Raw genomic sequence first — 19,392 nt, forward strand, 5'->3', positions numbered from 1 at the left:
TGCGGAGACTTTGCGATGTACTTGACACTTCAGGAGTGGAACGCACGCCAGCGACGTCCAAGAAGCCTTGAAACAGTTCGTCGATGGGTTCGGGAATGCAGGATATTCCCACCTCCGGTTAAGGATGGAAGAGAGTATCTGTTCCACGAATCAGCGGTAAAGGTTGACTTAAATCGACCAGTAACAGGTGGCCTTTTGAAGAGGATCAGAAATGGGAAGAAGGCGAAGTCATGAGCGCCGGGATTTACCCCCTAACCTTTATATAAGAAACAATGGATATTACTGCTACAGGGACCCAAGGACGGGTAAAGAGTTTGGATTAGGCAGAGACAGGCGAATCGCAATCACTGAAGCTATACAGGCCAACATTGAGTTATTTTCAGGACACAAACACAAGCCTCTGACAGCGAGAATCAACAGTGATAATTCCGTTACGTTACATTCATGGCTTGATCGCTACGAAAAAATCCTGGCCAGCAGAGGAATCAAGCAGAAGACACTCATAAATTACATGAGCAAAATTAAAGCAATAAGGAGGGGTCTGCCTGATGCTCCACTTGAAGACATCACCACAAAAGAAATTGCGGCAATGCTCAATGGATACATAGACGAGGGCAAGGCGGCGTCAGCCAAGTTAATCAGATCAACACTGAGCGATGCATTCCGAGAGGCAATAGCTGAAGGCCATATAACAACAAACCATGTCGCTGCCACTCGCGCAGCAAAATCAGAGGTAAGGAGATCAAGACTTACGGCTGACGAATACCTGAAAATTTATCAAGCAGCAGAATCATCACCATGTTGGCTCAGACTTGCAATGGAACTGGCTGTTGTTACCGGGCAACGAGTTGGTGATTTATGCGAAATGAAGTGGTCTGATATCGTAGATGGATATCTTTATGTCGAGCAAAGCAAAACAGGCGTAAAAATTGCCATCCCAACAGCATTGCATATTGATGCTCTCGGAATATCAATGAAGGAAACACTTGATAAATGCAAAGAGATTCTTGGCGGAGAAACCATAATTGCATCTACTCGTCGCGAACCGCTTTCATCCGGCACAGTATCAAGGTATTTTATGCGCGCACGAAAAGCATCAGGTCTTTCCTTCGAAGGGGATCCGCCTACCTTTCACGAGTTGCGCAGTTTGTCTGCAAGACTCTATGAGAAGCAGATAAGCGATAAGTTTGCTCAACATCTTCTCGGGCATAAGTCGGACACCATGGCATCACAGTATCGTGATGACAGAGGCAGGGAGTGGGACAAAATTGAAATCAAATAATGATTTTATTTTGACTGATAGTGACCTGTTCGTTGCAACAAATTGATAAGCAATGCTTTTTTATAATGCCAACTTAGTATAAAAAAGCTGAACGAGAAACGTAAAATGATATAAATATCAATATATTAAATTAGATTTTGCATAAAAAACAGACTACATAATACTGTAAAACACAACATATGCAGTCACTATGAATCAACTACTTAGATGGTATTAGTGACCTGTAACAGAGCATTAGCGCAAGGTGATTTTTGTCTTCTTGCGCTAATTTTTTGTCATCAAACCTGTCGCACTCCAGAGAAGCACAAAGCCTCGCAATCCAGTGCAAAGCTTTGTGTGCCACCCACTACGACCTGCATAACCAGTAAGAAGATAGCAGTGATGTCAAACGACGCAGCTGACTTCTTTTCTTTCACGACTTCCCCACACCCAGCATGCATACCTTTCCGCCATAACTGTAGTGAATGTCTGTTATGAGCGAGGAGCGGAAGTTAACACTTATGAAAAATGGCTACGAAGTCCGTGGCTATCTATCGGCTTATTAGTACTTGAAACGCTTCTTCAGAAGCCTGAAGAGCTAATCGTTCGGCGATACTATATATGCATTAATAGACTATATCGTTGGTATAAACAGTGCACCATGCAACATGAATAACAGTGGGTTATCCAAAAGGAAGCAGAAAGCTAAATATGGAAAACTACAATACGATGCCCCGTTAAGTTCAATACTACTAATTTTTAGATGGAAAACGTATGTAATAGAGAGTAACTTAAAAGAGAGATCCTGTGTTGCCGCCAAATAAATTGCGGTTATTTTAATAAAATTAAGGGTTACTATATGTTGGAGTTTAGTGTTATTGAAAGAGGCGGGTATATTCCTGCAGTAGAAAAAAATAAGGCATTCCTACGAGCAGATGGTTGGAATGACTATTCCTTTGTTACAATGTTTTATCTTACTGTCTTTGATGAGCATGGTGAAAAATGCGATATCGGAAATGTTAAAATTGGTTTTGTAGGTCAAAAAGAAGAAGTAAGCACTTATTCATTAATAGATAAAAAATTCAGTCAACTCCCTGAAATGTTTTTTTCCTTAGGTGAAAGCATTGACTACTATGTTAATCTCAGCAAATTAAGCGATGGTTTTAAACATAACCTTCTTAAAGCTATTCAGGATTTAGTAGTATGGCCAAATCGATTAGCCGACATTGAAAATGAAAGCGTCCTTAACACCTCATTACTTAGAGGGGTAACTCTTTCAGAAATTCATGGACAGTTCGCACGTGTGTTAAATGGTTTGCCAGAATTGTCAGATTTCCACTTTTCATTTAATAGAAAAAGTGCTCCCGGATTCAGTGATTTAACTATACCTTTTGAGGTGACGGTTAATTCTATGCCCAGCACGAACATTCATGCTTTTATCGGGCGGAATGGGTGTGGTAAAACAACAATTTTGAATGGAATGATTGGTGCAATCACCAACCCAGAAAACAATGAATATTTTTTCTCTGAAAATAATAGACTTATCGAGTCAAGAATCCCAAAGGGATATTTTCGATCGCTTGTTTCAGTTTCGTTTAGTGCATTTGATCCTTTTACTCCTCCTAAAGAACAACCTGACCCAGCAAAAGGTACACAATACTTTTATATTGGACTCAAGAATGCTGCCAGCAATAGTTTAAAATCACTAGGCGATCTCCGCTTAGAATTCATTTCAGCATTTATTGGTTGTATGAGAGTAGATAGAAAAAGACAACTCTGGCTTGAAGCTATCAAAAAACTAAGTAGTGATGAAAACTTTTCAAATATGGAACTCATCAGCCTCATTTCTAAATATGAAGAGTTAAGACGTAATGAACCACAGATTCAAGTGGACGATGATAAATTCACTAAATTGTTTTATGACAATATCCAGAAATATCTGCTTCGAATGAGCTCTGGACATGCAATTGTTTTATTTACTATCACAAGATTAGTAGATGTCGTTGGCGAAAAGTCATTAGTTTTATTCGATGAACCAGAGGTTCATCTGCATCCACCTTTGCTCTCTGCTTTTTTACGAACATTAAGCGACTTACTCGATGCACGCAATGGTGTAGCAATAATTGCAACTCATTCCCCAGTAGTACTGCAAGAGGTTCCAAAATCCTGCATGTGGAAAGTCCTACGGTCAAGAGAAGCAATAAATATTATCCGTCCGGATATTGAGACATTCGGTGAGAACTTAGGTGTTTTAACTCGTGAGGTGTTTTTACTTGAAGTGACAAATTCTGGATACCACCACTTATTATCGCAGTCCGTTGATTCAGAGCTTTCTTATGAAACCATTCTAAAAAATTATAATGGTCAGATAGGATTAGAAGGTCGAACCGTTTTAAAAGCGATGATAATGAACAGAGATGAAGGTAAAGTACAATGAAAAAACTACCTCTTCCAGCGAGAACTTATAGCGAAATGCTTAATAAATGCTCGGAAGGTATGATGCAGATAAATGTTAGAAATAATTTCATTACTCACTTCCCCACTTTTTTGCAGAAAGAACAACAATATAGAATATTAAGCTCGACAGGTCAGTTATTTACCTACGACAGGACACACCCTCTTGAGCCTACAACCTTAGTAGTTGGTAACCTGACAAAGGTTAAATTAGAAAAGCTTTATGAAAATAATCTCCGAGATAAAAACAAACCCGCTAGAACATATTACGATGACATGCTTGTTTCATCAGGTGAAAAATGTCCATTTTGTGGTGATATAGGACAGACAAAAAATATAGATCATTTTCTTCCTATTGCACATTATCCTGAATTTTCGGTGATGCCTATTAATTTAGTTCCATCGTGCCGCGACTGCAATATGGGAGAGAAAGGTCAAGTTTTCGCAGTAGATGAGGTACACCAAGCGATTCATCCCTATATCGACAAGGACATTTTTTTTCGTGAGCAATGGGTATATGCAAATTTCGTTTCCGGAACTCCGGGTGCTATCAGTTTTTATGTTGAATGCCCGGCGAACTGGAGGCAGGAAGACAAACACAGAGCTCTTCATCATTTCAAGCTATTAAATATTGCTAACAGGTATCGTTTGGAGGCAGGGAAGCACTTGAGTGAAGTGATTACTCAAAGAAACTCTTTCGTAAAAGTTATAAGGAAATATAGTTCAACCGCAACGTTTCAGCAGCTACAGTCAGAATTTATTGAAGCAAATCTGAAACCTATTATAGATTTGAATGACTTCCCCAATTATTGGAAAAGAGTTATGTATCAGTGCCTAGCAAACTCGGAAGATTTTTTCAGAGGGATCTAGAATATGATGAAAGATAGAAAATTACGACGCTTATCGGAAGTGAACGAATACTTTTTATATGAGGAGGGCTGTTTTTACAAAATCCGGTAGTAACTTGCTAACCAATTCCTAGGCAGGTCATTGGCAACAGTGGCATGCACCGAGAAGGACGTTTGTAATGTCCGCTCCGGCACATAGCAGTCCTAGGGACAGTGGCGTACAGTCATAGATGGTCGGTGGGAGGTGGTACAAATTCTCTCATGCAAAAAATATGTAAAATCGGTAGCAACTGGAAATCATTCAACACCCGCACTATCGGAAGTTCACCAGCCAGCCGCAGCACGTTCCTGCATACGACGTGTCTGCGGCTCTACCATATCTCCTATGAGCAACGTGTTAGCAGAGCCAAGCCACAACTCTAATTTTAATACATAATGAATGATAATAATAATATTAAAAATTTCCTGTGTAACTAATTTACTATATGGTTTCTGATAAGAATCATTGCAAAGATCAAACAACTTGTATTACATTGACAGTTAAGCAGTTAATTTTATCACCTCTAAAATATATCAGCATCTAGCATGCAACCTATCAAAATGGAGAGTTTTATGACTAAAAAACCATGGGAAAGAAGACTTAAAGATTTATCGCACTTGCTCAAATGCTGCATTGATACATATTTTGACCCTGAATTATTTCGCTTGAATTTGAATCAATTCCTCCAAACCGCAAGAACAGTAACATTTATTATTCAAAAAAACAAAAACCAGATTATAGGATATGACATTTGGTATAACAATAATGTTATTGAAAAATGGAAAAATGATCCATTAATGGCTTGGGCTAAAAATTCTCGCAATACGATAGAAAAACAAGGCGATTTAGAAATGTATAGCGAGGCAAAGGCTACTCTTATTTCATCTTACATTGAAGAAAATGACATTGAGTTTATTACAAATGAAAGTATGTTAAACATTGGTATAAAAAAGTTAGTCAGACTTGCACAAAAGAAATTACCTTCATATTTAACTGAATCATCTATTATTAAATCAGAAAGACGATGGGTCGCTAATACGCTAAAAGATTACGAATTATTACATGCCTTAGCTATAATCTATGGCAGAATGTATAACTGCTGTAACTCTCTTGGCATACAAATAAACAATCCAATGGGTGACGATGTGATTTCGCCAACATCATTCGACTCTTTATTTGATGAAGCCAGGAGAATAACTTATTTAAAATTAAAAGATTACTCCATAAGCAAATTGTCATTTAGCATGATACAATATGACAATAAAATAATTCCTGAAGATATTAAAGAGCGTCTAAAACTGGTAGATAAGCCTAAAAATATCACTTCGACAGAAGAGTTAGTTGACTATACAGCCAAGCTTGCAGAAACGACTTTTTTAAAGGACGGTTATCACATTCAAACATTAATTTTTTATGATAAACAATTCCATCCAATTGATTTAATCAATACAACATTTGAAGATCAAGCAGATAAATATATTTTTTGGCGTTATGCAGCTGACAGAGCCAAAATAACAAATGCCTATGGCTTCATTTGGATATCAGAGCTATGGCTCAGAAAAGCAAGCATCTACTCCAATAAACCAATACATACAATGCCAATTATAGATGAAAGACTTCAGGTAATTGGAATTGATTCAAATAATAATCAAAAATGTATTTCATGGAAAATAGTTAGAGAAAACGAAGAAAAAAAACCGACTTTAGAAATATCAACAGCAGACTCAAAACATGACGAAAAACCATATTTCATGCGTTCAGTCTTAAAAGCAATTGGCGGTGATGTAAACACTATGAACAATTGAGTCATAGAACTTCCATTATTCTCCTGAAGATAATAATCGCCAAATAAACCAATACTCAGCTTTACAATATACTAACTAACCGCAGAACGTTATTTCATACAACGTTTCTGCGGCATATCACAAAACGATTACTCCATAACAGGGACAGCAGGCCACTCAATATCAGGTGCAGTTGATGTATCAACACGGTTCAGCAACACCCGATACTTCTTCCAGGCTTCCAGCAACGAGGTTTCTTCCTTCGTTGCAATTTCCAGATCTGCAGCATCCTGAAGCGGCGCAATATGCTCACTGGCTACCTGCATCAGGCTTTTTTTTGTTTCTTCCGCCTCCCGGATCCGGAACAGTTTTTCTGCTTCCGTATCCTTCACCCAGGCTGTGCCGTTCCACTTCTGATATTCCCCTCCCGGCGATAACCAGGTAAAATTTTCCGGTAACGGACCGAGTTCAGAAATAAATAACGCGTCGCCGGAAGCCACGTCATAGACGGTTTTACCCCGATGGTCTTCAACGAGATGCCACGATGCCTCATCACTGTTGAAAACAGCCACAAAGCCAGCCGGAATATCTGGCGGTGCAATATCGGTACTGTTTGCAGGCAGACCGGTATGAGGCGGAATATATGCGTCACCTTCACCAATAAATTCATTAGTTCCGGCCAGCAGATTATAAATTTTTATGGTCCGTGGTTGTTCACTCATTCTGAATGCCATTATGCAAGCCTCACAATATAGTTAAATGCAATGTTTTTGACGGTGTTTTCCGCGTTACCCGCAGCGTTAACGGTGATGGTGTGTCCGTGTGAACCAATACTGAAAGAATGGGCATGAGCACCGATAACAACCGGATGCTGGTGCGCACCAATACCAACTGTATGCGCATGTGCACCGGCACTCACGGCTGTACCGGACAATGAGTGACTGTGGCTGCCCTGACTGTCCGTTTTCGATAAATAAGCAATACCCTGTGTGCTGGTTCCTTTAACTGTGGATAAACTTCCTGTAATGGTTGCTGTTCCATACTGACTCCAGCCAGAACTGTTCATCCTTAAACCACTTGTGTGGGCATGAGCACCCGCGGCCCCTGTTGAACCGCTCAGACTGTGAGCATGAGCCCCCGTGTTATTCGTCGATTTGGTGCCGTAATCGAAACTGCCTGTTGTTTTCGTCCCGTAATCAAACGACGATGTGGTTTTCGTCCCCAAATCCGTACCGGATGCACTGGCACTGTGGGTGTGCGACTTAATTCCATCCTGTTCCTGAGACAATACAGCACGACCGCTGGCGGGTTTCCCCTTGATTGTCCAGCCTCGCATATCAGGAAGCACACCCGATGGATACGCGACAGCAAGTTTTGGGTAGGCTGATTTGTCAAACGCCTGCCCCTGCATCAGGACGTAGCCAGACGGAACGATATCTGATGGCCACGGGATCGGCGCACCTGCCGGAAAGGCCGAATTCTCACCGGCCCCAAGGTATTCAAGAACATCTGCAACGGAATTTTTTGCCAGAATATCCCTGCCAACCTGAGTCAGTTCAGTCAGGCTGGCGGCATCATTTTCCGCAAAATACGGTAATTTATTTTTCGCCGTGGAAAGCCCTGCCAGCGCCGTCAGTGTCGCATTCTTCGGTTGTTTACCCGCAAGCGCGTTAGTCATGGTGGTAGCAAAATCTGGATCATTCCCGAGCGCTGCGGCCAGTTCATTCAGCGTATTCAGTGCGTCAGGTGACGCGTCGATAACATCTGCAATCGCGGCCAGTACAAAAGCGGTGTTCGCAATCTGGGTATTGTTTGTTCCCCTGAGCGCGGTTGGTGCTGTTGGCGTTCCGGTCAGTGCCGGACTGTCCAGTGGGCTTTTCTGTTCGTTTCATCCATTACCACCTTAACCGCCTTTGGCGTTGCAGCAAGCGTTTCAGACGTGCTGTTGGTTGCACTGCTGAGCTGCACTATCCCCTTTCTCGTTGTGTCCGCATCCTCAAGCGCGACAGCTGAAGCTATATCTTCTGCACGTTTTGCCGAATTTTTTGCACGTATTGCCGCCGCTTCTGCCGCACTTTTGCTCTGCGATGCTGATACCGCACTTCCCGCAGCCTCTGTCGCCTTCGTGGATGCCGTTGACGCACTCCCCGCCGCCGCTGTTTTTGCGTCTGCCGCGGCAGAGGCGCTCCGTTCCGCTGCTGTTTCAGATGACCTGGCATTCGTCTCGGACGTTTTTGCCGCCCTGGCAGAATTTTCTGCCGCCGTTGCCGAGGAAGCTGCACGACCGGCACTTGATGATGCGTTCGTTTCTGATGATTTTGCTGCCTCTTTTGAGGCCACCGCATCTCGTGCTGAAGTGGCGGCCTCTGACGCTTTCGTGGCCGCGGTGGAGGCAGACGTGGCGGCTGATTGTTGTGACGCTGCAGCATTCGTTTCTGACGTTTTCGCCGCACCGGCACTGGTGGCCGCCGCGTTTTTTGAGGACTCTGCGGCTGCGGCACTTTTTTCCGCTTCAGTGGCCTTTGCTGATGCCGCTTCTGCGCCGGAGGACGCTTCCTGAGCTGACGATGCAGCCTGTCCGGCGGACGTGCTGGCGGCGCGTGCTGAGTCAGTTGCATCAGTCACAAGGGCCGCGACCTGAGCAGCTGATGCACTGGCATCGCCGGCTGATTTCTTCGCGTCTGCCGTACTCTGTGCCACCACGGACGCGTTACGCGCCACCTCTTCCACCATCAGTTCAAGACGACGCAGCACCTCCGGCCGGGCATCATCCTCCGTCATGGCACAGAGAAAATCATTCAGCGTCCCCGGTTGTGAATCTTCATACACGGTGATGGTCCCGGCGTGCGATGGTGGAAAACCGTCAACCTGCAGGATGACACTGTACTGACCGTACTCCACATCCATGCTGTAACGCCCGGCTTCATCCGGATTCTCTGAGCCCACCGTGTTCACCACCACCGTGGTGCTGTTACGTCTGGCTTTCAGCTGAATGGTGCAGTTCTGTACCGGTTTTCCTGTGCCGTCTTTCAGGACTCCTGAAATCTTTACTGCCATATTCACCCCACAAAAAAGCCCACCGGTTCCGGCGGGCTGTCATAACACTGTGTTACCTGGCTAATCAGAATTTATAACCGACCCCAACGATGAATCCGTCAGTACGCCAGTCGCCACTGCCGGAGCCTTCATAAGCAATATCAACAACGACGGACGCTGCCGGATTAATCTGTATACCTGCACTCCACGCCACTGAGGTATGCCGCATTGCACTTTCGTCCCTGGCAGTGGTCGTCTCTTTCATATACCCGGGAGTGATTTCCGTCTTACGGTAATCCATTGTACTGCCGGACCACCGACTGTGAGCCACTCCGGCCATGGCGTACGCACTGACCTGCTTACTGATTTGTAAAACCGGTCCGGCCATCACGCTCACATAACGTCCACGCAGGCTCTCATAGTGAAACGTATCCTCCCCGGTCATCACTGTGCTGCTCTTTTTCGACGCGGCGAACCCCAGGGAAGCCATCACCCCCACACTGTCCGTCAGCTCATAACGGTACTTCACGTTAATCCCTTTCAGATGACTCACACCGGTATCCCCGCCCGACAACGACGGCAATGTACCCGGTTTCACTTGAAAATAGCCCACCGTAAACGTACCATGTCCACCTTCCGCACGGGCCGGAGTGACTGTCACCGCAAGTGCGGCAAAGACAGCAACGGCAATACACACATTACGCATCGTTCACCTCTCACTGTTTTATAATAAAACGCCCGTTCCCGGACGAACCTCTGTAACACACTCAGACCACGCTGATGCCCAGCGCCTGTTTCTTAATCACCATAACCTGCACATCGCTGGCAAACGTATACGGCGGAATATCTGCCGAATGCCGTGTGGACGTAAGCGTGAACGTCAGGATCACGTTTCCCCGACCCGCTGGCATGTCAACAATACGGGAGAACACCTGTACCGCCTCGTTCGCCGCGCCATCATAAATCACCGCACCGTTCATCAGTACTTTCAGATAACACATCGAATACGTTGTCCTGCCGCTGACAGTACGCTTACTTCCGCGAAACGTCAGCGGAAGCACCACTATCTGGCGATCAAAAGGATGGTCATCGGTCACGGTGACAGTACGGGTACCTGACGGCCAGTCCACACTGCTTTCACGCTGGCGCGGAAAAGCCGCGCTCGCCGCCTTTACAATGTCCCCGACGATTTTTTCCGCCCTCAGCGTACCGTTTATCGTACAGTTTTCAGCTATCGTCACATTACTGAGCGTCCCGGAGTTCGCATTCACACTGCCACTGATATCCGCATTTTTAGCGGTCAGCTTTCCGTCCGGTGTCAGGGAAAAGGCCGGAGGATTGCCGCCGCTGGTAATGGTGGGGGCCGTCAGGCGCTTCAGGAACACGTCGTTCATGAATATCTGGTTGCCCTGCGCCACAAACATCGGCGTTTCATTCCCGTTTGCCGGGTCAATAAATGCGATACGATTGGCGGCAACCAGAAACTGGCTCAGTTTGCCTTCCTCCGTGTCCTCCATGCTGAGGCCAATACCCGCGACATAATGTTTGCCGTCTTTGGTCTGCTCAATTTTGACAGCCCACATGGCATTCCACTTATCACTGGCATCCTTCCACTCTTTCGAAAACTCCTCCAGTCTGCTGGCGTTATCCTCCGTCAGCTCGACTTTTTCCAGCAGCTCCTTGCCGAGATGGGATTCGGTTATCTTGCCTTTGAAAAAATCCAGGTAACCTTCCGCATCATCGCTCGCCCGACCGACGGCCTCCACGAATGCCGATTTGCCAACGGTGTTCACACTGCGGATATAAAAGTAATAATCATGGCCCGGTTTGATATTGATACTGGCGGCTATCCAGTACAGCGCCGTACCAAGATAACGCGTGCTGGTTTCAACCTGTCTGATATCCGCAATCTGCTTTTCCGAGAACCAGAACTCAAACTGTACCGTCGGGTCATAAACGGCAAGATGCGGCGTGGCGGTTATCTGAAAATAGCCCGGCGTCAGCTCAATCCTCGACGGTGCTGCCGGTGCGGCAATCCGGAACGATACCGACGCCGGATCGCCCTGCTGCCCCCACGCATTTACCGCCCGGACTGTCAGCCTGTAGTTCCCCAGCGCCAGTTGCGTGAAGCGGTATGTGGTTTCCGTCGTCCGGGCCGTGCTGACCAGCCGCTCACTGCCGTCGTCCGCTGTTACGGTCAGACGGAGCAGGAAACTCACGCCCTTCACCACCTTCGGTGTGTCCCATCGCGCCAGCACCTGATATTCCCCGCTGTCTGCAGTGACTTCTGCGGTCAGGTGCTGCACCGCTGGCGGCGTGACACCATTCACCGTGCCACTCTGTTCGCCGTCAAAGTGCGCCCCGTTATCCACGATGGCCTCTTTTTCCGGCACATGCTGCACGGCGGTGATGGCATACGTGCCGTCGTCGTTCTCACGGATACTCACGCAGCGGAACAGTCGCTGGCGCAGCGTCGGCAGCTTCAGCTCCCATACGCTGTATTCAGCAACACCGTCAGGAACACGGCTCACTTTTACCTTCACGCCGTCGGTGACGGACTGAACCTCCACGCTGACCGGATTGCCACTTCCGTCAACCAGGCTTATCAGCGCGGTACCGGAGGATGGCAGCGTGATTTCACGGTCGAGCGTCAGCGTCCGGGTCTGGCTGTTCACCGCCAGCACACGACCACCGGTGCTGATACCGGCATAGTCATCATCGCAGATTTCAATAACATCGCCCGGTACATGGCGAAGCCCTTCTGCGCCGACGCTGAAATCCACGGTCTGCGTTTCCAGCAGTTCTGTTTTAATCAGCCACAGCCCGGCGCGGTGTGCCTGCCCCCGGCTGGTACAGCCAAAGGCATCCATCTTCGTAACATTACGACCGTAACGGGCAATGGCCTGCGTATCTTCAACAAGCTCTGTCGCCGTCTCCCAGCCGTTGTTCGGGTCAATCCAGTTCACCTCAACGGCATTATGGCGGTCCTTCAGGGCGCTGAAGCTGTAGCGGAACGGCGCGCCATCATCCGGCATCACCACATTACTGCGGTTATAGGTCCACGTCTTATCCGACGGTCGGTCCTGCACGAACGTCAGCGTCTGCCCGTTCCATACCGGCATACAGCGCATCGCCGAGCAGAAATCGCTGAGCACATCCCACGCCTTACGCTGTGTGGTCAGGTACGCATTACAGGTGATGCGCGGCTCCGTGCCGCCAAAGCCGTCCGGCACTGACTGGTCGCAGTACTGGCCGATGACATACAGCGCCCATTTATCCACATCCGCCGCACCAAGACGTTTCCCCATGCCGTAGCGCGGATGGGTCAGCATATCCCACAGACACCAGGCCATGTTGTTGCTGTATGCCGGTTTAAACGTTCCGTCCCAGATACCGCTGTATTGCCGCGTCTGCGGGTTATAGTTCGACGGCACCTGCAGAATACGCCCGCGCAGATGATAATTACGGCTCACCTGCTGGCTGCCGAACTGCTCCGAGTCCACCTGCACGCCGACCAGTGCCGTGTTCGGGTAGCACTGTTTCACATCGATGATTTCAGTGTATGACGACCAGAGCGTTTTGTTCTGCAGCTGGTCTGTGGTGCTGTCCGGCGTCATCCTGCGCATCCGGATATTAAACGGGCGCGGCGGCAGGTTACCCATCACCACCGAGGCCAGATACTGCGAGGTGGTTTTGCCCTTAATGGTGATGTCTTTTTCCGTCACCCAGCCACCGTTACGTTGTATCTGAACCAGCAGGCGGACTTCCGACGGATTCCTGTCACCCTTTGAGGTGGTTTCCACCAGTGCCTGTACACCGAAGGTAAAGCGCAGACGGTCGATGTTTGCAGACGTAATGGTGCGGGTGATCGGCGTGTCATATTTCACTTCCGTACCCAGCACCGTCTCGGAGCCGGAGGATTCAAATCCCTCCGGCGGAGTCTGCTCCTGCTCACCAGCCCGGAACACCACCGTGACACCGGATATGTTGGTATTCCCCTCAGTGTCCAGCACCGGCGTACTGTTCAGCAGCACGCTTTTTAAGCCATCCACCGGACCTTCAATCGGCCCTTCGCTGATGGCATCGATCACACTCAGCAACTGCGTGGACTTCAGGTTGTCCTTCGCTTCGCGCGGGGTATGCCCCTTACTGCTTCCTTTACCCATTCCTCACGCTCCATAAATGACAAAACCGCCCGCAGGCGGTTTCACATAAAACATTTTGCATCAGCGACCAATCACCACAACCTGACCACCGTCCCCTTCGTCTGCCGTGCTGATCTCCTGAGAAACCACGCGTGACCCCACGCGCATTTCCCCGTACAGAACAGGCAGAACATTGCCCTGGGCAACCATGTTATCCAGTGAGGAGAAATAGGTGTTCTGCTTACCGTTATCCGTTGTCTGTATACGGGGAGTTCTGGCTTTCGGTGCCAGCATCTGCGCCACACCACCGAGCACCATACTGGCACCGAGAGAAAACAGGATGCCGGTCATACCACCGGCCCCAATGGCTGCCCCCCATGCTGCAAGGGTGGCTCCGGCGGTAAAGAATGATCCGGCAATGGCGGCAGCCCCCAGGACAATCTGGAATACGCCACCTGACTTGGCCCCGGCGACTCTGGGAACAATATGAATTACAGCGCCATCAGGCAGAGTCTCATGTAACTGCGCCGTTAACCCGGACGTGCTGACGTCCCGCCCGGCAATCCGTACCTGATACCAGCCGTCGCTCAGTTTCTGACGAAACGCCGGGAGCTGTGTGGCCAGTGCCCGGATGGCTTCAGCCCCCGTTTTCACACGAAGGTCGATGCGGCGACCAAATCGTTGTAAATCCCCGTAAAGGCAGATGCGCGCCATGCCCGGTGACGCCAGAGGGAGTGTGTGCGTCGCTGCCATTTGTCGGTGTACCTCTCTCGTTTGCTCAGTTGTTCAGGAATATGGTGCAGCAGCTCGCCGTCGCCGCAGTAAATTGCGGCGTGATTCGGCACTGATGAACCAAAACAGCACAGCAGCACATCGCCCGGCTGTGCCGCTGACAACGGCACCTGATACAGCCCCGTCGCCTCCAGATTATCCAGATAGAGATTCTGGCCGTTACGCCACCAGTCATCCTCACGATGAAAGTCCGGCATCTCAATCCCCGCCAGATGATAAGCATCCCGGAACAGTGTGTAACAGTCCGTCACACCGTGCTCAAAGCGCCGCCCGGTGAGATGCGGCACACAGCGGAACTTATGAATCGTCCCCCGGCAGACCAGCCACCACGGCAAATCACTCTGCACCTGCAGCCGCCGGTCGGCCTCACTCAGCCAGGGCAGACCACCGGGGTGGCTGTGGACCAGCGCCACAATCTCACCCTGCATTTCTGCCTGCAGCCAGTCTTCCGGCGACATACGGAAATACGCCTCCGGCTCACCGGAGATATTCACGCAGGGGAAATATCTTTCCCCCTCCGGCGTGCTTACCACGAAGCCGCACGACTCCGCTGGCGCACATCGCCGGGCGTGCGCCAGAATCGCTGATTCTGTCTGTGTCATGGGATTTACTGCGAAAGTTTGTTAATGGAAAGGAAGCCGCCAAAGTTGCCGACGTTATTGCGGAACTTACAACCGCTCAGGCATTTGCTGCATTTATCCTTCGTGATATCGGACGTTGGCTGGTCATATTCATCCGCGACAGCCGGACCGCTATAACCGCACTCGTCACCGCGATAGGTCCAGGTGCAGGTGTTGGCCAGCATGATACGTCCCGGAAAAACAGCGCCATCCGTTTCCGTCGGCGTGGACAGTACAAAGGAGGCACTCACCGCGCTCAGTTCGCTGCACTGCTCAATGCGCCAGCGGCTGATCACCTCCTGCTCCGGATCGGCGTAACTGTTTCCGTTGACGAAGTTCACCGCATCCAGAAAACGGGCGTAAACCTTACGCCGGACCACCGTTCCGCCGACCAGACTCTGCATATCTTCCGCCATCCCGGTGACCATACCGTACAGGTTAGAAACCGTCAGCGTGGGGCGCGTACTGGTGCCTTTGCCATTCAGTTCAAAACCGCTCCCCTGAATGGGATACGGCTGATACTGTCGCCCCTGCCAGGTGACCGGCTCACCTTTTTCGTTCTGCTCATTACAGAAAAAATAACGTTCTCCACCGACCTCTGTCAGGTCGATTTCCCAGAGCACCACGCTGGCCGACTGCTCCGCACGGGTGCATTCATTCAGTGTTTCCTGCCGGATATCCTGCATCAGTTCACCACCTGTTCAAACTCTGCGCTGAACTCAACACGCAGCATACTGACCCGCGACGACCATTTTGCGCAGGTCACCTTTATCTGCCGCCACTCATAAGGCGGCGTCCACAGAAAGGATTTCCAGCCCCCGTGCTCTTCCAGAAACGACTCCAGTACCGTGGCCTCCTCACGGGGGACAGAAAGCGTCACGCTGTACGTTTTCAGGTTGGCATTCAGCCCGGCAGGCGCTCGCTGAGAATAGCCATCACCAAAGCGCACCTTTCTTACAGAAGGGACCGAAGCCACATCCATACCGGGTTTCACTTTCCAGCGGAAGGTCTTCATCGTCCACCTCCGGAGAACAGGCCACCATCACGCATCTGTGTCTGAATTTCATCACGGGCACCCTTGCGGGCCATGTCATACACCGCCTTCAGAGCAGCCGGACCTATCTGCCCGTTCGTGCCGTCGTTGTTAATCACCACATGGTTATTCTGCTCAAACGTCCCGGACGCCTGCGACCGGCTGTCTGCCATGCTGCCCGGTGTACCGACATAACCGCCGGTGGCATAGCCGCGCATCAGCCGGTAAAGATTCCCCACGCCAATCCGGCTGGTTGCCTCCTTCGTGAAGACAAACTCACCACGGTGAACAATCCCCGCTGGCTCATATTTGCCGCCGGTTCCCGTAAATCCTCCGGTTGCAAAATGGAATTTCGCCGCAGCGGCCTGAATGGCTGTACCGCCTGACGCGGATGCGCCGCCACCAACAGCCCCGCCAATGGCGCTGCCGATACTCCCGACAATCCCCACCATTGCCTGCTTAAGCAGAATTTCTGTCATCATGGACAGCACGGAACGGGTGAAGCTGCGCCAGTTCTGCTCACTGCCGGTCAGCATCGCCGCCATATTCTGTGCAATACCATCAAAGGTCTGCGTGGCTGCACTTTTTACCTGCGACATACTGTCCGTGGCGCTCTCTTCCCACTCACTCCAGCCGGACTTCAGGCCTGCCATCCAGTTCCCGCGAAGCTGGTCTTCAGCCGCCCAGGTCTTTTTCTGCTCTGACATGACGTTATTCAGCGCCAGCGGATTATCGCCATACTGTTCCTTCAGGCGCTGTTCCGTGGCTTCCCGTTCTGCCTGCCGGTCAGTCAGCCCCCGGCTTTTCGCATCAATGGCGGCCCGTTTTGCCCGTTGCTGCTGTGCGAATTTATCCGCCTGCTGCGCCAGCGCGTTCAGGCGCTCCTGATACGTAACCTTGTCGCCAAGTGCAGCCAGCTGGCGTTTGTACTCCAGCGTCTCATCTTTATGCGCCAGCAGGGATTTCTCCTGTGCAGACAGCTGGCGACGTTGCGCCGCCTCCTCCAGTACCGCGAACTGACTCTCCGCCTTCCACAAATCCCGGCGCTGCTGGCTGATTTTCTCATTTGCTCCGGCATGCTTCTCCAGCGTCCGGAGTTCTGCCTGAAGCGTCAGCAGGGCAGCATGAGCACTGTCTTCCTGACGATCGCCCGCAGACACCTTCACGCTGGACTGTTTCGGCTTTTTCAGCGTCGCTTCATAATCCTTTTTCGCCGCCGCCATCAGCGTGTTGTAATCCGCCTGCAGGATTTTCCCGTCTTTCAGTGCCTTGTTCAGTTCTTCCTGACGGGCGGTATATTTCTCCAGCGGCGTCTGCAGCCGTTCGTAAGCCTTCTGCGCCTCTTCGGTATATTTCAGCCGTGACGCTTCGGTATCGCTCTGCTGCTGCGCATTTTTGTCCTGTTGAGTCTGCTGCTCAGCCTTCTTTCGGGCGGCTTCAAGCGCAAGACGGGCCTTTTCACGATCATCCCAGTAACGCGCCCGCGCTTCATCGTTAACAAAATAATCATCCTTGCGCAGATTCCAGATGTCGTCTGCTTTCTTATACGCAGCCTCTGCCTTAATCAGCATCTCCTGCGCGGTATCAGGACGACCAATATCCAGCACCGCATCCCACATGGATTTGAATGCCCGCGCAGTCCTGTCTGCCCAGGTCTCCAGCGTGCCCATGTTCTCTTTCAGGCGGCGGGTCTGGTCATCAAACCCTTTCGTTGCGGCCTCGTTCGCCGCCTGCAATGCCCCGGCTTCATCGCCGGAACGCTGCAACTGAGCAACATACGCAATCTGCTCCGCCGACACGTTATGGAACTGGCGAGCCATCGCCGTCAGCCCCGACGTCGGGTCTGTGGTCAGCTTCCCGAAGGCTTCAGCGACCTTGTCCACCTCCACGCCGGATGCAGAGGAGAAACGCGCCACACTCTGGCTGATGGACGCAATCTGAGCCTCACCGCTTACCCCCGCCTTAACCAGTGCGCTGAGTGACTCGCTGGTCTGGTTAAACGTCAGCCCTGCCGCCTGCCCGGCTCTGGACAGGACCAGCATACGATCTGCCGTCAGTCCCGCCTGATTGCCGGAAAGGACCAGCGTTTTGTTGAAATCGGACAGGGTTGAGTTGCCCTGATACCAGGCATACGCCAGCGCACCGGTCGCCACCGCCAGCGAGGTGGCCCCCACCATCGGCAGGGTGATCGCACCGGCAAGCCCCCTGAACATGGGGATCATCCCGCCGAAGGAGTCCTTCACCTGCCCCCCCTGTTGCAGCAGGATCAGCCACGGACTTTGCCCGCCTGCAAGCTGCGTGGCCACGTCGGTGAACTGTGCAGGCAGCATACGCATGGCGGCTTTATACTGCCCGACGGAAATCCCCGCTTTCTGTGCAGCCAGCGCCTGTCGGCTCAGCGACTGTTCAACGACTGCCGCTGTTTTTTTCGCATCACTTTCCGTACCAGAAAAATGACGCCTGACTCTGGCCATCTGCTCGTCAAATCTGGCCGCATCCAGACTCAAATCAACGACCAGATCGCCTACCGGTTCAGCCATACCGGACTCCTCCTGCGATCCCTTCTGATACTGTCATCAGCATTACGTCATCCTCCGTCATGTCCGCCACATCCGGGGAAGCGGGGATAACTTCATTCCCGTCCGGGCCAAAGCGGACACCTCCGGCAAGCCCTGCCGCTTTCTGCATCAGCACATCATCTTCAGGCTCTTCGTCAGCCTCGCGCCGGTTCAGCAGACTGAAATCCAGCGGATGCATATCCGGATCGCTGAAAAACAGGCTGAGCACGGTGTACGTCAGCCCGGAAAAGTGCATATCCAGCAGAACATCATGAAAATAATGGGTACTGTAAAAGCGGTGCCAGTCGGCATACTCCGTGGATGACATCCCGGCAAGCATGGCACGCCAGTCGGGTCGCCCCATCTCACGCGCCAGTTTCAGGGCAAAACTCAGCTCACCGTCGAACACTTTCCCGCAGAAACAGGCTCTGCGGGCCCGGCGTCCTCTGTCTGTTCAGGGGCATTATTCACCACAAACTCATACATACCAGACAGCCGGTACACCACGTTTTCAGCATGAGAAATTGCCTCCGTGGGCCAGGTGGTAAGCACTTCCTGCTCAATCTGTTTAACGGCTTCATTCATGGACGGCATCTGCGTCTTCTGCGGATGGTTATGCCACAGGGACATCGCCACCAGAAACGCGCCGGTTCTGATGGCGTCTTCCACAGTAAACTTCCGGTTGCTGTCTGACTCCGCCTGTTCTGCCTGCCGTTTCATCAGGGCGAGATGCTCAATGCGCTGCAGGGCTGACAGTTCAGAAAGCGTGACGGTCACACCGTTATGTTCAAATGATTCGGTTTTCAGGAACATCGCTGACT

General features: G+C 50.3%; 17 protein-coding genes. 5 read left to right on the forward strand and 12 right to left on the reverse strand.

Going from position 1 to position 19,392, the window contains the following annotated elements; all coding sequences use genetic code 11:
- Window positions 1-15 precede the first annotated feature (15 nt).
- From G3255_RS18055 to G3255_RS18075, 5 genes are all read left to right on the forward strand, one after another.
- Window positions 16-234, forward strand: coding sequence for an excisionase (locus G3255_RS18055; RefSeq protein ID WP_002414258.1), 219 nt, complete (start codon window positions 16-18; stop codon window positions 232-234).
- On the forward strand, window positions 212-1,282 hold the full coding sequence (locus G3255_RS18060; protein ID WP_000533640.1) for a tyrosine-type recombinase/integrase: 1,071 nt from the start codon (window positions 212-214) through the stop codon (window positions 1,280-1,282). Before G3255_RS18055 ends, G3255_RS18060 begins: the two co-directional genes overlap by 23 nt.
- An 838-nt stretch (window positions 1,283-2,120) precedes the next feature.
- Window positions 2,121-3,698: an AAA family ATPase gene (locus tag G3255_RS18065; protein ID WP_015979259.1), complete on the forward strand. Its 1,578-nt coding sequence runs from the start codon at window positions 2,121-2,123 to the stop codon at window positions 3,696-3,698.
- Entirely contained in the window at window positions 3,695-4,585 is an 891-nt protein-coding gene (locus tag G3255_RS18070; RefSeq protein WP_000735931.1) for an HNH endonuclease signature motif containing protein, read from the forward strand. The genes G3255_RS18065 and G3255_RS18070 overlap by 4 nt, the downstream gene beginning before the upstream one ends.
- A 590-nt stretch (window positions 4,586-5,175) precedes the next feature.
- Window positions 5,176-6,408 (forward strand): Ea47 family protein, encoded by a 1,233-nt coding sequence (locus G3255_RS18075; RefSeq protein WP_000162952.1) that lies wholly within the window; start codon window positions 5,176-5,178, stop codon window positions 6,406-6,408.
- Window positions 6,409-6,536: 128 nt separating this feature from the next.
- Here the strand turns inward: G3255_RS18075 and G3255_RS18080 are convergent, their stop codons facing one another.
- The 12 genes from G3255_RS18080 to gpG form a co-directional block, all read right to left on the reverse strand.
- The gene (locus G3255_RS18080; RefSeq protein WP_015979258.1) at window positions 6,537-7,121 is read right to left on the reverse strand and encodes a tail fiber assembly protein; all 585 of its coding nucleotides are present in this window, start codon (window positions 7,119-7,121) and stop codon (window positions 6,537-6,539) included.
- A complete protein-coding gene (locus tag G3255_RS18085) occupies window positions 7,121-8,065 on the reverse strand; it encodes a phage tail protein (RefSeq protein ID WP_015979257.1) in 945 nt (314 codons plus the stop codon). Before G3255_RS18085 ends, G3255_RS18080 begins: the two co-directional genes overlap by 1 nt.
- A gap of 173 nt (window positions 8,066-8,238) precedes the next feature.
- Window positions 8,239-9,444 carry a prophage tail fiber N-terminal domain-containing protein gene (locus G3255_RS20445; RefSeq protein WP_015979255.1) on the reverse strand — a complete coding sequence of 402 codons (1,206 nt, stop codon included), beginning with the start codon at window positions 9,442-9,444 and terminating at the stop codon, window positions 8,239-8,241.
- A gap of 64 nt (window positions 9,445-9,508) precedes the next feature.
- Window positions 9,509-10,129, reverse strand: coding sequence for an outer membrane beta-barrel protein Lom (gene lom / locus G3255_RS18095; protein WP_001246632.1), 621 nt, complete (start codon window positions 10,127-10,129; stop codon window positions 9,509-9,511).
- A gap of 61 nt (window positions 10,130-10,190) precedes the next feature.
- The gene (gene gpJ, locus G3255_RS18100; RefSeq protein ID WP_000515495.1) at window positions 10,191-13,589 is read right to left on the reverse strand and encodes a phage attachment tail tip protein J; all 3,399 of its coding nucleotides are present in this window, start codon (window positions 13,587-13,589) and stop codon (window positions 10,191-10,193) included.
- 60 nt (window positions 13,590-13,649) lie between these two features.
- Complete coding sequence (locus G3255_RS18105; protein WP_000090889.1) at window positions 13,650-14,282, reverse strand: tail assembly protein; 633 nt, start codon at window positions 14,280-14,282, stop codon at window positions 13,650-13,652.
- Window positions 14,219-14,962 carry a C40 family peptidase gene (locus tag G3255_RS18110; RefSeq protein ID WP_000194780.1) on the reverse strand — a complete coding sequence of 248 codons (744 nt, stop codon included), beginning with the start codon at window positions 14,960-14,962 and terminating at the stop codon, window positions 14,219-14,221. Before G3255_RS18110 ends, G3255_RS18105 begins: the two co-directional genes overlap by 64 nt.
- A gap of 5 nt (window positions 14,963-14,967) precedes the next feature.
- Window positions 14,968-15,666 carry a phage minor tail protein L gene (locus G3255_RS18115; RefSeq protein ID WP_001152639.1) on the reverse strand — a complete coding sequence of 233 codons (699 nt, stop codon included), beginning with the start codon at window positions 15,664-15,666 and terminating at the stop codon, window positions 14,968-14,970.
- Window positions 15,666-15,995 (reverse strand): phage tail protein, encoded by a 330-nt coding sequence (locus tag G3255_RS18120; RefSeq protein WP_000847379.1) that lies wholly within the window; start codon window positions 15,993-15,995, stop codon window positions 15,666-15,668. The genes G3255_RS18115 and G3255_RS18120 overlap by 1 nt, the downstream gene beginning before the upstream one ends.
- Window positions 15,992-18,553, reverse strand: a complete 2,562-nt coding sequence (locus tag G3255_RS18125; RefSeq protein WP_000840207.1) for a phage tail tape measure protein — start codon at window positions 18,551-18,553, stop codon at window positions 15,992-15,994. The genes G3255_RS18120 and G3255_RS18125 overlap by 4 nt, the downstream gene beginning before the upstream one ends.
- Entirely contained in the window at window positions 18,546-18,980 is a 435-nt protein-coding gene (locus tag G3255_RS18130; RefSeq protein WP_000459457.1) for a phage tail assembly protein T, read from the reverse strand. Before G3255_RS18130 ends, G3255_RS18125 begins: the two co-directional genes overlap by 8 nt.
- Window positions 18,962-19,384 carry a phage tail assembly chaperone G gene (gene gpG, locus G3255_RS18135; protein WP_000479153.1) on the reverse strand — a complete coding sequence of 141 codons (423 nt, stop codon included), beginning with the start codon at window positions 19,382-19,384 and terminating at the stop codon, window positions 18,962-18,964. The genes G3255_RS18130 and gpG overlap by 19 nt, the downstream gene beginning before the upstream one ends.
- Window positions 19,385-19,392 lie beyond the last annotated feature (8 nt).

Origin of the sequence: Planococcus sp. MSAK28401, from assembly GCF_018283455.1 — a bacterium.
Lineage (GTDB): Bacteria > Bacillota > Bacilli > Bacillales_A > Planococcaceae > Planococcus > Planococcus alpniumensis.